This is a genomic window from Streptomyces sp. NPDC026659 (assembly GCF_040638245.1).
Taxonomy (GTDB): Bacteria; Actinomycetota; Actinomycetes; order Streptomycetales; family Streptomycetaceae; genus Streptomyces.
Window position 1 is genome coordinate 167,704 of record NZ_JBEZXY010000002.1, and the last position, 14,124, is coordinate 181,827.

15 protein-coding genes are annotated in these 14,124 nt (G+C 71.5%); 10 read left to right on the forward strand and 5 right to left on the reverse strand.

All coding sequences use genetic code 11. The features are described 5' to 3' along the window. Positions 1–73 precede the first annotated feature (73 nt). The 3 genes from AB0E91_RS05320 to AB0E91_RS05330 all read left to right on the forward strand — a co-directional run bounded on the left by AB0E91_RS05320 (position 74) and on the right by AB0E91_RS05330 (position 2,049). Positions 74–289 carry a DUF6243 family protein gene (locus AB0E91_RS05320; protein ID WP_361775535.1) on the forward strand — a complete coding sequence of 72 codons (216 nt, stop codon included), beginning with the start codon at positions 74–76 and terminating at the stop codon, positions 287–289. A gap of 535 nt (positions 290–824) precedes the next feature. Continuing rightward, a complete protein-coding gene (locus AB0E91_RS05325; RefSeq protein ID WP_361777286.1) occupies positions 825–1,340 on the forward strand; it encodes an NUDIX domain-containing protein in 516 nt (171 codons plus the stop codon). A 277-nt stretch (positions 1,341–1,617) separates the two neighbouring features. After that, positions 1,618–2,049 (forward strand): Scr1 family TA system antitoxin-like transcriptional regulator, encoded by a 432-nt coding sequence (locus tag AB0E91_RS05330; RefSeq protein ID WP_361775538.1) that lies wholly within the window; start codon positions 1,618–1,620, stop codon positions 2,047–2,049. A gap of 8 nt (positions 2,050–2,057) precedes the next feature. On the opposite strand, the gene AB0E91_RS05335 is transcribed toward AB0E91_RS05330, so the two are convergent. Continuing rightward, on the reverse strand, positions 2,058–2,669 hold the full coding sequence (locus AB0E91_RS05335) for a TetR/AcrR family transcriptional regulator (RefSeq protein ID WP_361775541.1): 612 nt from the start codon (positions 2,667–2,669) through the stop codon (positions 2,058–2,060). A 92-nt stretch (positions 2,670–2,761) separates the two neighbouring features. Here AB0E91_RS05335 and AB0E91_RS05340 point away from each other — a divergent pair, with 92 nt between their 5' ends. Next, complete coding sequence (locus tag AB0E91_RS05340) at positions 2,762–3,721, forward strand: beta-ketoacyl-ACP synthase III (RefSeq protein ID WP_361775544.1); 960 nt, start codon at positions 2,762–2,764, stop codon at positions 3,719–3,721. A 151-nt stretch (positions 3,722–3,872) separates the two neighbouring features. Here AB0E91_RS05340 and AB0E91_RS05345 read toward each other — a convergent pair whose 3' ends face one another. Further along, complete coding sequence (locus tag AB0E91_RS05345; RefSeq protein ID WP_361777289.1) at positions 3,873–4,928, reverse strand: family 2 encapsulin nanocompartment cargo protein polyprenyl transferase; 1,056 nt, start codon at positions 4,926–4,928, stop codon at positions 3,873–3,875. 436 nt (positions 4,929–5,364) lie between these two features. Next, complete coding sequence (locus tag AB0E91_RS05350) at positions 5,365–6,771, reverse strand: family 2B encapsulin nanocompartment shell protein (protein WP_361775547.1); 1,407 nt, start codon at positions 6,769–6,771, stop codon at positions 5,365–5,367. A 329-nt stretch (positions 6,772–7,100) separates the two neighbouring features. Between AB0E91_RS05350 and AB0E91_RS05355 the strand changes: the two genes are divergently transcribed. Together AB0E91_RS05355 and AB0E91_RS05360 are read left to right on the forward strand one after the other, a co-directional pair. After that, entirely contained in the window at positions 7,101–7,694 is a 594-nt protein-coding gene (locus AB0E91_RS05355; RefSeq protein WP_361775550.1) for an N-acetylmuramoyl-L-alanine amidase, read from the forward strand. 80 nt (positions 7,695–7,774) lie between these two features. After that, the gene (locus AB0E91_RS05360; RefSeq protein WP_361775553.1) at positions 7,775–8,698 is read left to right on the forward strand and encodes a pyridoxal-phosphate dependent enzyme; all 924 of its coding nucleotides are present in this window, start codon (positions 7,775–7,777) and stop codon (positions 8,696–8,698) included. A gap of 1 nt (position 8,699) precedes the next feature. Here the strand turns inward: AB0E91_RS05360 and AB0E91_RS05365 are convergent, their stop codons facing one another. Next, positions 8,700–10,295: a Na+/H+ antiporter gene (locus tag AB0E91_RS05365; RefSeq protein ID WP_361775556.1), complete on the reverse strand. Its 1,596-nt coding sequence runs from the start codon at positions 10,293–10,295 to the stop codon at positions 8,700–8,702. A gap of 62 nt (positions 10,296–10,357) precedes the next feature. On the opposite strand from AB0E91_RS05365, the gene AB0E91_RS05370 reads away from it, so the two are divergent. The 3 genes from AB0E91_RS05370 to AB0E91_RS05380 all read left to right on the forward strand — a co-directional run bounded on the left by AB0E91_RS05370 (position 10,358) and on the right by AB0E91_RS05380 (position 12,489). Continuing rightward, complete coding sequence (locus AB0E91_RS05370; RefSeq protein ID WP_018544440.1) at positions 10,358–10,618, forward strand: UBP-type zinc finger domain-containing protein; 261 nt, start codon at positions 10,358–10,360, stop codon at positions 10,616–10,618. 321 nt (positions 10,619–10,939) lie between these two features. Next, positions 10,940–11,356, forward strand: a complete 417-nt coding sequence (locus AB0E91_RS05375) for an anti-sigma regulatory factor (protein WP_018544439.1) — start codon at positions 10,940–10,942, stop codon at positions 11,354–11,356. Further along, positions 11,353–12,489 (forward strand): RNA polymerase sigma factor SigF, encoded by a 1,137-nt coding sequence (locus AB0E91_RS05380; protein ID WP_361775559.1) that lies wholly within the window; start codon positions 11,353–11,355, stop codon positions 12,487–12,489. Before AB0E91_RS05375 ends, AB0E91_RS05380 begins: the two co-directional genes overlap by 4 nt. Positions 12,490–12,554: 65 nt before the next feature. Here the strand turns inward: AB0E91_RS05380 and AB0E91_RS05385 are convergent, their stop codons facing one another. Next, a complete protein-coding gene (locus AB0E91_RS05385; RefSeq protein WP_361775562.1) occupies positions 12,555–13,007 on the reverse strand; it encodes a hypothetical protein in 453 nt (150 codons plus the stop codon). A gap of 125 nt (positions 13,008–13,132) precedes the next feature. Here AB0E91_RS05385 and AB0E91_RS05390 point away from each other — a divergent pair, with 125 nt between their 5' ends. After that, positions 13,133–14,101, forward strand: coding sequence for a diacylglycerol kinase family protein (locus AB0E91_RS05390; RefSeq protein ID WP_361775565.1), 969 nt, complete (start codon positions 13,133–13,135; stop codon positions 14,099–14,101). Positions 14,102–14,124 lie beyond the last annotated feature (23 nt).

Here is a 14,124-nt window from a genome sequence, read left to right on the forward strand (position 1 = left end):
CGTTCTTCGACGTCGCTGCCCGTCCCCCACCAATGAATCCGTAAATCACTTCACATCATTACCGGGAGAACCCGTGACAGACAGCAAGAACATCAACAACCCCGTGGGCCAGGGCGGCGGCCAGCGCAAGAAGCTGTCCCGCGCCGAACGGCAGAACAACGGTCCGCACCGCAACCTCGACCGCCAGAAGGCAGCGGACAAGAAGGCGGAGCTGGTGCGCAAGATGCGCGAGAAGACAGGCGCAGCTGAGGGCACCGGGCAGGCGGGCGACGAACCCGCACAGAGCTGACGCACCGCCGCCGCAGGGCGGCACCGCACGGGCCGGGCCCTGCCGCCGTACCGGGCGCGGCCGGTCCCGCTCACCGGACCACATCCACACCCTCTGGCTGGGCAGCGGAACGGCCTCGGTCCTGCTGGCCCCCTGACTGTCCGCACACAGTCCGCAAGGCGCCCGATCAAGACCGTCGCACTCCATCGCCACCCAACATCAACAGGCCAGGTCAGCGACCTGCGACAGCCATCGCCGCAGGTCGCTGACCTGGCCCGTTACTAGGAGACCAGGAAGGCATGACTTCCGGTCATGCCGCTTGACCTGTGATTTCATTGGTTGCAGCGTCTTTCCGAGGCCGCACCCGGCCCGCAAGACCCTCCGCCCTCGGCGGGCGTCATGACGGTCCGGGTACGGCCTTTTTTTCTGCCACTCCGCCCGGCTTCTACTCACCGAACCAGGTGTCGACGTGGCCGCGTTTCCACAGATGGCCGTTGGGGTGGTCGACGACAGCCTCGCCGACCAGGCGTTCCCAGTGCCGACGATCTCGCCCAACATGCCCCACAAGCAGCCCGGCGAAGGGATGACCGTGGTTCAGCCGAAGCCCCTCAAGTCGGCGCTCGAATCGATGACCCTGCTCGTCGCCGCCGTCATCGTCCACGACAAGGCCACCCACCGCGTCGTCCTCCTCCAGCGCAGCGAGAACGCCAAGTTCGCCCAGGGAATGTGGGACCTTCCGGTCGGCAAGAGCGAGCCGGGCGAACCCATCACGAAGACCGCAGTCCGCGAGCTCTACGAGGAAACCGGCCTCACGGTGAAGCCCGAGTCCCTCAAGGTCGCCCACCTCATCCACGGCGCCTGGGGCGTCGAAGCGCCCAACGGCTTCCTCACGGTCGTATTCGTCGCGCACGAGTGGGCCGGTGAGCCAGAAAACCGCGAACCGCGCAAGCACGCCCAGGTCCGCTGGGTGGATACCGGTGCGATCCCCGAGAAATTCGTGGACACCACCTCAAGCGCCCTGCACCGCTACCTCACGGGAGGCCCGGAGGTCTCCCTTGACGGCTGGCGATAGAGGTACGGGACAACCGCCGGACTGACAGAGCGGCCTCTCACGTCCGGAGCCGGACCGCGAAGGCTCCGACGCGGTCCTGGTACTCCACATCCGCGATCGCGCCAACCGCCCGCAGTTCATCCAGTGTCGCCGGACGCGATGCCACATCCTGCGCACCAGTCGGTGCAGGGATCGCAAGCACTTCCGCGCGCTGTCCGGCCGATTCGCGCTCTTACGGGGCGGGGCAGTCGGCATCACCCTCGGCCGGGTCGTCGCGTTCCTCGGGATTCCGGACGACGTGCCGGCGGGGGTCGCCAAGCGGATGCGGCGGCAGAAGGTGCTGTACGACGGCGAGCACCACTACGACGTCGTCCTCGGCGAGCAGGCCCTCTATACGAACGTCGGAGGCCCTGAGGTCATGCTCGGTCAGATCGAGCGCCTCATCGGCGAGACCGGTCTCCCCTCTCTGACTCTCGGGATTCTGCCCGCCACCGCGCGGGTGAGGGACCTGTTCCCCGTCCCCGGTTTCAACATCTACGGCGCCGGTGACAGCACCCGGGTCCACATCGAACTCGCCTCCTCCTCCGTCGACATCACCGAGCCGGGCGAACTGGCCCTCCATGAGAAGGCCTTCGGGCTGCTGTCCACCGCGCCAGTTCACGGCGCCGACGCCGCAAGCCTTCTACGGAAAGCTCACGCCTACTGGAGCACTGTGCCCGTGCGGGGGTGAGCGCCGCTTCAGGCGCGAGAGCCCAGCAACCGGTCCAACGCCCTGCGGGTCCGGGTTCCCGCTGACGGGTTGACGAAGAGCTGTATCTCCTGGTTCAGGGCCAGGTAGAGACCGATCAACTCGTAGACCAACTGGTCGGGGTCGGTGTCCGGGGGGAGGTCGCCGGAGGTCACCGCTGTGCGGATCTCCGTCGCGAGGCGGCGGCGCCACACCAGGGACAGCCGGGTGACCGCGTCGCGGACGGGCCCGCTTCGGGCGTCGAACTCGACCGAGGCCGTGGTGAAGAAGCAGCCGCCGGGGAAGATGTCGCGGGCGGTTTCGAGGTAGGTGATCCAGGCTTCGCAGATCGCGCGGAGACGGGACAGGCCCGGGGGTTCGGCGGCCGCGGGGTTCCAGACCAGGCGGGAGAACTCCGCCGCCGCGCCCTCCAGGGTCGCCAACTGGAGGGCTTCCTTCGTGCCGAAGTGGCCGAGGACCCCCGCCTTGCTCATCGACAGGTCTGCGGCGAGACGGCCGATGGTGAGCCCTTCGAGGCCGTCGACCGAAGCGAGGGCGATGCCGCGCTGGACGATGCGCTGCCGTGTTCGGCGGGCTTCGGCGGCGGACTTGCGAGGGCTCATGGCTGCCATCGTAGCGAGCCGCCCCTCTTTAACTTCCGATCGGTCGGTTGCTATATTCCGGCGGCATCGACGCCGAGCCGAGGAGATCACCTGTGCCCGTCACCGCCGCGCCGGGAAGCCGTATCACCGCACTGGGCCACTACCAGCCCGCACGCGTCCTGACCAACGACGACCTCGCCGCCATGGTCGACACCGACGACGAGTGGATCCGGCGCCGTACCGGTATCGCGACCCGTCGTATCGCTGCCGAGGACGAGTCGGTGACCGACATGGCCACCGCCGCCGCGAGCAAGGCGCTGGCCGCGTCGGGGCTCCAGCCCGCCGACATCGGGATGATCACCGTGGCGACGTGCAGCGCGATCGACCGGTGCCCCTCCATCGCCGCCCAGGTCGCCGGGCGGCTCGGCCTGCCCTCCCCGGTCGCCTTCGACCTCAACAACGGCTGCGCCGGGTTCTGCACCGCGCTCGCCTGCGCCGACCACTCCCTGCGCGCGGGAGCCGCCACAAACGCCCTGGTCATCGGCGTCGAGAAGATGTCCGACGTCACCGACTGGACCGACCGCCGAACCTGCGTCCTGCTCGGCGACGGCGCGGGCGCCGCCGTGCTGAGCGTCGCCGACGAGGCCGGAATCGGGCCGGTCACCTGGGGCTCCGACCCCACGCGGGGCGACGCCGTCCGGCTGACCGGCGACTGGCACCCGCGCTTCGCCCAGGACGGTCAGACGGTCTTCCGCTGGGCCACGACCGATCTCCCCGCCATCGCCCGGGAGGCATGCGCGCGAGCCGGGCTCGCCCTGTCCGACCTGGCCGGTGTGGTCACCCACCAGGCGAACCTGCGGATCATCGACGCCGTCCTGCGCCAACTCGACCTGCCCGAAGGCGTGGTGATCGCGCAGGACGTCGTGGAGTCCGGCAACACCTCCGCCGCCTCCGTACCGCTCGCTCTGTCCAAGCTCACCGAGCGGCGTGAACTGCCCAGCGGCGCCCCGGTGTTGCTGCTCGCGTTCGGTGGCGGGTTGTCCTGGGCGGGGCAGGTCGTCACCTGTCCCTGAGATACCGGGAGACACGCGCGCTCCGTGAAATCGCCGAAACACCCGGCCCCGCACGCCGTGGGGGTGTGCGGGGCCGGCCGGAGCCTCCGGGACCGTGCGGGGTCAAGGGCCGCACGGGCCCGGAGGCTCCGGAGTGTGGGGGACGGCGGTGTCAGCTGGTCCGGCGGGTCACGAATTCCGCCAGGGCCAGCAGGCCGCCCGCCGTCTCGGGGGCGGGTACGGCGCGGGAGAGTTCCTGGACGGCGCGGGCCATGCGGTCGGCGGCCTCGGCCTGGGCCCAGTCGCGGCCGCCCGCCTGTTCCACGGCCAGGGCCGTGCGGGCGATCTCGCCGTCGGCGTCCGCGTAGGGGCGGGCGTACAGCGTGGCGAGTTCGGCGGCCGCCGGGGTGCCGGAGGTGAGCGCGGCGACGACCGGCAGGGACTTCTTGCGGACCACGAGATCCGCGCCGGCCGGCTTGCCGGTGCGTCTCGGGTCGCCCCATATGCCGATCACGTCGTCGATCAGCTGGAAGGCGAGGCCCGCCTGGCGGCCGAAGCCGTCCATGGCCGCCACTTCGGCGGGGTCCGCGCCCGCGTACAGCGCGCCGAGCGCGCAGGCGCAGCCCAGCAACGCGCCGGTCTTCGCCTCGGCCATGGTGAGCACCTCGGCCAACCCGACCTCGGTGGGCGCGCGTTGCTCCAGGGCCGTGTCGGTGTGCTGGCCCGCGCAGAGTTCGATGACGCACTCCGTGAGACGGGCCGACGCCTCCCGGGCCGCCGGGTGCGGGTCGTCGGCGAGCAGCCGCAGGGCGAGGGCCTGGAGGGCGTCCCCGGCGAGGATCGCGTCGGCGTCGCCGAAGACGGTCCAGGCGGTTGGCCGGTGCCGACGGGTGGTGTCGCGGTCCATCACGTCGTCGTGCAACAGCGTGAAGTTGTGGACCAGTTCGACCGCCGCGGCGGCCCGCACCGCCGCCGCCCGGGCGGACGGGCCGCCCAGCGCGGACGCCGCCGCGAGCACGAGGGCGGGCCGGATCGCCTTGCCCGCGTTGCCCGCCGCCGGAGTGCCGTCCGCGTGCTGCCAGCCGAAGTGGTAGAGCGCGATACGGCGCAGGGGGGCGGGCAGCGACTCGATCGCGGCACGCAGCTCCGGGTCCACCAGCTCCCGGGTCCGCTCCAGCAGGACCGTCGCCTCCTGCCCGTCGACAGCCCCGGAGTCCTCCTCCGCCACCCCGTGCCCATCGAGCGACGACCCGGCAGCCTCCGCCGTACCCCGCCCGTCGAGCGACGACCCGGCAGTCTCCGCCGCGCCCCGCCCGTCGAGCGACCCAGCGACCTTCGTCGCGCCCTGTCCGTCCGGCGACCCGACAGCCCCCGCCGTCCCGTCGAGCGGCCCGGCGGCTTCCGCCGCACCCCGCCCGTCAAGAGCCCCGGTGTCCTCCACCGGCTCCCGTTGCCCCGGCGGACGCGGCGGCGTAACCGCCCTCCCCGCGCCCACCTTCCCCGCGCCCGGCGGGCGCTGTTCCGCCTGGGTCATGAACTCGGTCATAGCTCCCCCTCCCGAAGTGCGAGCGCGTGGCCCCGTCCGGCACGGTGCCGGGCGGGTCCTCCCCCCGAAGGGGTTCCCGCCCCGTGGGGCGGGAACCCGGGTGCACGGTGGCGGGAGGTCACCGCCACCGGCCGATCTCGACGTTCTCCAGCACGCCGAGCGCGTCCGGCACCAGGACGGCCGCCGAGTAGTACGCGGTGACCAGGTAGTTGATGACGGCCTGCTCGTTGATGCCCATGAAGCGGACGGACAGGCTCGGCTCGATCTCGTCCGGGATGCCGGACTGCCTGAGGCCGATGACGCCCTGATCGGCCTCGCCGGTGCGCAGGGCGAGGATCGAGGTCGTGCGGGCCTCGGTGACCGGGATCTTGTTGCACGGGTAGATCGGCACGCCCCGCCAGGTGGGGATGCGGTTGCCGCCGACGTCGATGGTCTCCGGGACCAGTCCGCGCTTGTTCAGCTCGCGCCCGATCGCGGCGATGGCGCGCGGGTGGGCGAGGAGGAACTTGGTGCCCCGGCGGCGGCTGAGCAGTTCGTCCAGGTCGTCCGGGCCGGGGGCGCCGTCGTGCGGCTGGATGCGCTGGTCGTACTCGCAGGCGTGGAGGAGGCCGAACTGCCGGTTGTTGATGAGCTCGTGCTCCTGGCGCTCCTTCAGCGCCTCGACCGTGAGCCGCAGCTGCTGCTCGGTCTGGTTCATGGGCTGGTTGTAGAGGTCGGCGACGCGGGTGTGGATGCGCAGCACGGTCTGGGCGATGCTCAGTTCGTACTCACGCGGGCGGGCCTCGTAGTCCACGAAGGTGTGCGGGATGTCGGGCTCGCCGGAGTGGCCGGCCGCGAGCTCGACCTCCTTCTCGCCGTACTTGTTGGTCCGCTGGTCCGGGATCGCGCGCAACTGCTGGAGGTGGCCGCGCAGCGAGTCGGCGCGCTCGGCCACCTGCTCGAAGTCCTGGCGGGTGAGGATCAGCACCGTGCAGGCGGTGTCCGCGCGGGCGGTGTACTCCCAGATGGCGTCCGGGTCGAGCAGGGACTGCTCGCCGAAGTAGGCGCCGTCGGCGAGGACGCCGAGCACCGCGTCGTCGCCGTAGGGGCCCGTGCCGATCTTCTCGACCCTGCCGTGGGCCAGGAGGTACACCTCGTCGGACTGGCTGCCGAAGGAGGCGATCACCTCGCCGGACGCGAAGTCCCGCTGGCGGCAGCGGCGGGCCAGCTCGGTCAGCACCTCCTCGTCCTCGTAGTCGCGCAGGGCGGGCAGCTCACCCAGCTCGGCCGGGATGACCTCGACCTGGTCGCCCGTCTTCACGAAGGTGACGCGGCCGTCCCCCACGGTGTACGTCAGCCGCCGGTTGACCCGGTACGCGCCGCCCTTCACGTCGACCCAGGGCAGACTGCGCAGCAGCCAGCGGGAGCTGATCTCCTGCATCTGCGGTGCGGACTTGGTGGTGGTGGCCAGGTTCCGCGCCGCCGCCGTGCCGAGTGACTGCTGCGGCTTGGCCTGCTCCGTGCGGACCTCTTCGCCTACCGACATAAGGAAATGCCCTCCCATGTATGCCCGGTGCCCGATCTCGCGGGGCACCGGTCCCACGACCGAGCTTTCCATCACGGAGTGTGCCCGCACCATTACCCGAAAGGAGGGGAATGGATCATCCAACTCCTGGGCAATTGGAGCGACTTTGTCGAGTTCGCGGCCGACCGGCGCCCGCGCCGCAAACACCGCCTGCGCGCCCGCCCCAACTTGTCCGAATCGGCTCGCACACCGTGCGAACGATGTGATCCCGACCCCCCGACCTCGGTAGAAGCAGCGATAAGAACGGGCCGTTCCGGCGGCCCCGCACGCACGGCACGAAGGAGGCGGTCATGTCCTCACCCATGTCCGCGAGCGCGTTTCTGGACGCTCTCAGGCGGGAGGAACTCACGGTCGTCGGCGTCGACGGCTGGCGGCAGCACAGCCGCAACCACAAGGGGCCGTGGGGCCCGGTCCACGGCGTGATGATCCATCACACCGTGACCAGCGGCAGCGAGCGCACCGTGGAGCTGTGCCGCACCGGCCACGACGACCTGCCCGGGCCGCTCTGCCACGGCGTGATCACCAAGGACGGCACGGTCCACCTGGTCGGCTACGGCCGTACGAACCACGCCGGTCTGGGGGACGACGAGGTGCTGCGCGCGGTGATCGCGGAGAAGGGGCTGCCGCCGGACAACGAGGCGAACACCGACGGCAACCGGTACTTCTACGGCTTCGAGTGCGAGAACCTCGGCGACGGCAAGGACCCCTGGCCGGAGGAGCAGCTGGACGCGATCGTGCGGGCCGCCGCGGCCGTCTGCCGCCATCATGGCTGGACGGAGTGGTCGGTCATCGGCCACCTCGAGTGGCAGCCGGGCAAGGTCGACCCGCGCGGCTTCACGATGAAATGGCTGCGGGCGCGGATCAAGGAGCAGCTGAAGGGCTGACCCACGCGCCCCTGAGCGACCCCGGGCGGCCCCGAGCGGCCCCGAGCGCCCCCGCCCGGCCCTCGCGCGACAATGACCCCATGCCCCTCAGCCCCGCCCTCCCCTCCCCCCTCACAGAGATCCAGGACAACCGTTTCTCCCGGCACGGCGTACGCCTCCTGCTCAAGCGGGACGACCTGATCCACCCGGAGCTGATCGGCAACAAGTGGCGCAAGCTGATGCCGAACGTCGAGGCGGCGCGCGGCCGGGAGCTGGTCACCTTCGGCGGGGCCTACTCCAACCATCTGCGCGCCACCGCGGCGGCGGGCCGGCTGCTCGGCTTCGCCACGACCGGGGTGGTGCGCGGCCAGGAGCTGGCGGACCGCCCGCTCAACCCCTCGCTGGCGCGCTGCGCGGCCGACGGAATGCGGCTGCACTTCGTGGACAGGTCGGCGTACCGCCGCAAGGACGAGCCGGAGACTCTCGCGGCGATCCTGCGCGCGGCGGGCGCCGAGGGGGCGTACGTCGTCCCGGAGGGCGGCAGCAACGCCGAGGCGGTACGCGGCTGCCGGGCACTCGGCGCGGAGCTGCGCGACCGGGCCGACGTGATCGCGGTGGCCTGCGGTACGGGCGGCACGCTGGCCGGTCTCGCGGCGGGGCTCGCGCCCGGTCAGCGCGCGCTCGGCGTCCCCGTGCTCAAAGGCGGCTTCATGGAGGGCGGGATACGTGCGCTCCAGGAGCGCGCGTTCGGCGCCCGTACGGGCTCCTGGTCGCTGGACGACCGCTTCCACTGCGGGGGTTACGCGCGGACGACACCGGAGCTGGAGGCGTTCGCCGATGAGTTCGAGAAGCTCCATGGACTGCCCGTGGAGCGGCTGTATGTCGCCAAGTTGCTGTTCGCCCTCACCACGCTCGCGGAAGAGGGCGCCTTCCCGCGCGGGACGAGGGTCGCGGCGGTGATCACCGGGCGCCCCTTGGAGAACCGGGGACTCTTGGAGAATCAGGGCCCCTTGGAGAACCAGTGACCTACCCCGCCTCCCGATAAGCCGCCGCCTCCTCCAGGTCCAGCCTGCGCAGCAGCGCCCGCAGCATCTCGTCGTCGATGTAGCGGTGGTCGCGCAGCCGGACGAAGACCTCGCGTTCGGCGCTGATCATCTCGCGGGAGAGTCTGCGGTAGGTGTCGTCGACGGATTCACCGGTGACCGGGTTGACCTGGCCGAGCCGTTCCCAGACCGCGTTGCGGCGGCGCTCCAGGACGGCGCGCAGCCGGTCGGCGAGCGGGGCGGGCAGGGTGTTGCGCTCGTCGGACAGGAGGGCGTCGAGCCGGGACTCGGCGGCGAGCGACGCCTGTGCCTGGGCGTTGGCCTCGGCCAGGGTCTCGGCCTGCTGGTCGCGCCCGGGGAACTTCAGGAGGCGGATCAGCGGGGGCAGCGACAGCCCCTGGACGACGAGCGTGCCGATGACGGTCGTGAAGGTCAGGAAGAGGATCAGGTTGCGCTGCGGGAAGGGCTCGCCCCCGTGCACGGTGGCCGGGATGGAGAAGGCGATGGCGAGCGAGACCACGCCGCGCATTCCGGCCCAGCCGGTGACCAGGGCGCCCCGCCAGGTCGGGTTCTCCTCGCGGGTTCGCACGCGCTCCGAGAGGATGCGGGGCAGGAAGGCCGCCGGGTAGACCCAGACGAACCGGGCCAGGACGACGACCGCGAAGAGGGCGACGGCGTACCCGGCGGCGGCCGCGGCCTCGTACGCGCCGAGTCCCTGGATGACGCCGTGCAGCTGGAGGCCGATCAGGGCGAAGACGGCGGACTCCAGGATGAAGGCGACCATCTTCCACACGGCCTCCTCCTGGAGGCGGGTGGCGAAGTCGACCTCCCACGCGCGGTGGCCGAGGTAGAGCGCGACGACCACGACCGCGAGCACCCCGGAGGCGTGCAGCTGCTCGGCGATGCCGTAGGCGACGAAGGGGATGAGCAGGGAGAGGGTGTTCTGGAGGAGGGGTTCCTTCAGATGGGTGCGCAGCCAGTGCAGCGGCGCCATGAGGACGAGGCCGACGCCGACCCCGCCGACGGCGGCGAGCAGGAACTCCTCCACCCCGCCGGACCAGGTGGCGCCCTCCCCGATGGCGGCGGCGAGGGCGACCTTGTAGGCGGTGATGGCGGTGGCGTCGTTCAGCAGGGACTCGCCCTGGAGGATCGTCGTGATCCGGGACGGCAGCCCGACCCGGCGTGCCACGGCGGTGGCCGCGACGGCGTCGGGCGGCGCCACGACCGCGCCGAGGACCAGGGCGGCGGTCAGCGGCAGCCCGGGGACCAGCAGATGCGCGGCCCAGCCGACGGCCACGGTCGCGAAGAGCACATAGCCGACCGAGAGCAGGGCCACCGGGCGCACCTGGGCGCGCAGGTCGAGGTAGGAGCTGTCGGTCGCGGAGGTGTACAGCAGCGGGGGCAGCAGCAGCGGCAGGACGACCTCGGGTTCGAGGGTGTAGTCCGGCACCCCGGGGATGTACGACGCGGCGAGGCCGACGGCGACCAGCAGCAGCGGTGCCGGTACGGGGGTGCGCCGGGCCGCGCCGGCGACGGCGGCGCTGCCCGCCACCAGCAACAGCAGCGGCATCACGTCCATGGTCCTCGCCCGCCCTCGTTTTTCCGCGCGGCCACCCGCGCACCCGACGTAATCTGGCAATCATGAAACAGTGCACGCACGTCGACGCGCTGCCGCTCCCGGAACCCGGACCGCTCAGCGAGACGTGCCTGGAGTGCCTGGCGGACGGGACGGACCCGGTGCAGCTGCGGATCTGCCTGACCTGTGGCCACATCGGCTGCTGCGACTCGTCGCCGAACCGGCACGCGACCAAGCACCACGCGGACTCGGGCCACCCCGTGATGCGGACGTACGAACCGGGCGAGGACTGGCGGTGGTGCTTCGTCGACCACGTACTCGTATGACCACGAACGTGACCGCGACCGTGACCGCGCATATGACCGCGGACGTGACCATGAACGCGCGTGTGACAGGCACTCCGACCTCGGACGGTTCGACCGCCTGACGCCTGGGTACGTCAACCCGGCGCGCGCTCTTCCCATTTGGACCCGCAAACCCCCTAGACACGGAGCGTATTCAGAGTTTTACTGTGAGTGACGCCAGGGGGTCGGGGTCATGGGGACAGGGACGTTCCGGGCGCGATAGCGTCACCGCGGAACCACCAACGCGTTACGCCGGGGGGCGACCCTCGGCCCCGTAAAGCTTGTACCACCATGGAGGTGAGGGTGTCCCAGATCGCGGGCGAGCCCACGGCGAACCAGGACTTCGTGGAAGTCCGTCTGCCGGCCGCGGGTGCCTACCTGTCGGTGCTGCGGACGGCCACGGCCGGTCTGGCGGCCCGTTTGGACTTCACCCTGGACGAGATCGAGGACCTGCGCATCGCGGTCGACGAGGCCTGCGCGATCCTCCTCCAGCAGGCCGTGCCGGGGTCCGTGCTGAGCTGTGTCTTCCGGCTCGTCGACGACTCGCTGGAGGTCACGGTCTCGGCGCCGACGACCGACGGCCACGCCCCGTCGCGGGACACGTTCGCCTGGACCGTTCTGTCGGCCCTGGCGGGCAAGGTCTCGTCCGCCGTGGACGAGGACCGGACCGTGTCGATCAGCCTGTACAAACAACGCGGCGCGGGCCCCGGCCCGGCGTGAGGAACGGGGACGGTCCGGTGCGGGACGAAGAGCGCGGCACAAGGCGGCTGCCGACCGGGGAGACGGGTGCTCCCCGCTCGGGCGAGGCCGAGAACCCGAGGCAGGGCCCGGCGGACGTACCCCGGCACATGGCCGACGGCATCGACGGCATTCCCGAGCAGGCCAGGCCCCACCCGGAGGACGACTCCGCGCGGGCCGTCGGCGAGGGGACCGTGCGGAGCGCGCCCTTGGGGCAGCGCGGCAGCGGCGGCACGGCCGCCCGCGCCGGGGCGAGGGCTCGGGGAAGGGCTACGGGCGGGACGATGAGCGAGCACGAGCGACACGCCGAGGACGCGGCGCCGGGCACGACGGAGGCCGTGCGCGCGGCCCCGCACGACCCGCACGACCGCAGCGGCGCCCGTGCGCTGTTCATCGAGCTGCGCGGTCTGGCGGACGGCACCCCGGAGTACGCGGAGCTGCGCAACCGGCTGGTCCGGATGCATCTGCCGCTCGTCGAGCACTTGGCGCGCCGCTTCCGCAACCGCGGCGAGCCGCTGGACGACCTCACCCAGGTCGCCACCATCGGTCTGATCAAGTCCGTGGACCGGTTCGACCCCGAGCGCGGGGTCGAGTTCTCCACGTACGCCACCCCGACGGTCGTCGGCGAGATCAAGCGGCACTTCCGGGACAAGGGCTGGGCGGTCCGGGTGCCGCGCCGGCTCCAGGAGCTGCGGCTCGCGCTGACCACGGCGACGGCGGAGCTGTCGCAGCAGCACGGCCGCTCCCCCACGGTGCACGAGCTGGCCGAGAAGCTGGCCATCTCCGAGGAGGAGGTCCTGGAGGGCCTGGAGTCGGCGAACGCCTACTCCACGCTGTCCCTGGACGTCCCCGACACCGACGACGAGTCCCCGGCGGTCGCGGACACCCTCGGCGCCGAGGACGAGGCGCTGGAGGGCGTGGAGTACCGCGAGTCGCTGAAGCCGCTCCTGGAGGACCTGCCGCCCCGGGAGAAGCGCATCCTGCTTCTGCGCTTCTTCGGGAACATGACCCAGTCGCAGATCGCACAGGAGGTCGGCATCTCGCAGATGCACGTCTCGCGGCTGCTGGCCCGCACGCTGGCGCAGCTGCGGGAGAAGCTCCTGGTCGAGGAGTAGCCCTCGGGAAACACGAAGCCCCCGCCGAGGCGGGGGCTTCGCGCGTACGACCGCCGGGCCGGGTCTCAGCCCGCCCGGCCCGGCCCCTTGATGTCGAGGGCCCGGGCCGTGGCCGGGTTGACCAGGAGGACCAGGGAGGCCACGGCCACCGCAGCGAGGACGATGCCGGCCGGGATGGCCACGCTGTCGGCCTTGAGCAGGTTGTAGGCGACCGGCAGGGCCAGGATCTGGGTGATGACGGCGGGGCCCCGGCTCCAGCGGCGCATGAGGAACAGCCCGCGCGCGGCGAGCAGCGGCAGGAGCGCGAGCACTGCCAGGGTGATCCCGCCGGTGACGGCCTGCTGGCGGTCGTCCGGGGAGCCGGTGAGGCCGAGCACGAGTATCCATACGGCCGCGATCACCAGTCCGGCGCCCTCCACGGCGGCCAGCGCGGCGGCCCAGGTCAGCCGGCGCGGGCGGGGAGTGGGGGCCGCTGCGGCCTCGGCGGGGTCCGGGGCGGAAGTCTGCTCGCTGCTCACCCGAGAAGGGTAGCCCTGTGCCCGAGGGGCGCCGGGCGGTGCGTGGCGAGGCTCACGCCGTCTTCTCTTACCCGATCCTCAACTCGCTCTGGGCCCGATACCCCCCAGTAGGTACGCTGCCAGTCATGCGTGCACTTCTCGTGGTCAATCCGGCGGCAACCACCACCAGCGCACGCAGACGCGATGTGCTGATCCACGCCCTGGCGAGCGAGATGAAGCTGGAGGCGGTCACCACCGAGTACCGCGGCCACGCGCGCGATCTGGCCCAGTCGGCTGCGGAGAGTGACGACATCGACATGGTCGTGGCCCTCGGCGGCGACGGCACGGTGAACGAGGTGGTCAACGGCCTGCTGCACGCGGGCCCCGACCTGGAGCGGCTGCCCGGTCTCGCCGTGGTGCCCGGCGGTTCCACCAATGTCTTCGCCCGCGCGCTCGGGCTGCCCAACGATCCGGTCGAGGCGACCGGCGCCCTCCTCGACGCGCTGCGCGAGGGCCGGGAGCGGGTGGTCGGGCTCGGTCTGACCTCCGGGACGCCGGGTACGGCGGACGAGGCGGTGCCGGAGCGCTGGTTCACCTTCAATGCCGGTCTCGGCTTCGACGCGGGCGTGGTCGGCCGGGTCGAGCGGGAGCGCGAGCGCGGCAGGAAGTCGACGCACGCCCTCTACGTGCGCCAGGTGGTACGGCAGTTCCTCGGTGAGCCCAACCGCCGGCACGGCACGATCGAGCTGGAGCGGCCGGGCGCCGACCCGGTGGCGGACCTGGTTGTCGCCATAGTCTCGAACACGTCCCCCTGGACCTATCTCGGCAATCGCCCGATGTACACGTCGCCTAAGGCGTCGTTCGATAAAGGGCTCGACGTACTCGGCCTAAGTCGCTTGTCCACGGCCGCCGTTGCCCGGTATGCGACCCAGTTGCTCACTTCGTCCCCCGAGCGTGGACCCCATGGGAGACATGCTTTCTCCCTGCACGATCTGGACCGCTTCACCTTGCATTCGAAGGTCCCTCTGCCCCTCCAGATGGACGGCGACCACCTAGGGCTGCGGACGAGCGTGACGTTCACAGGCGTTCGCCGTGCACTGCGTGTGATTGTGTGAGCGGAACAGGCAAAAGTCCTTTC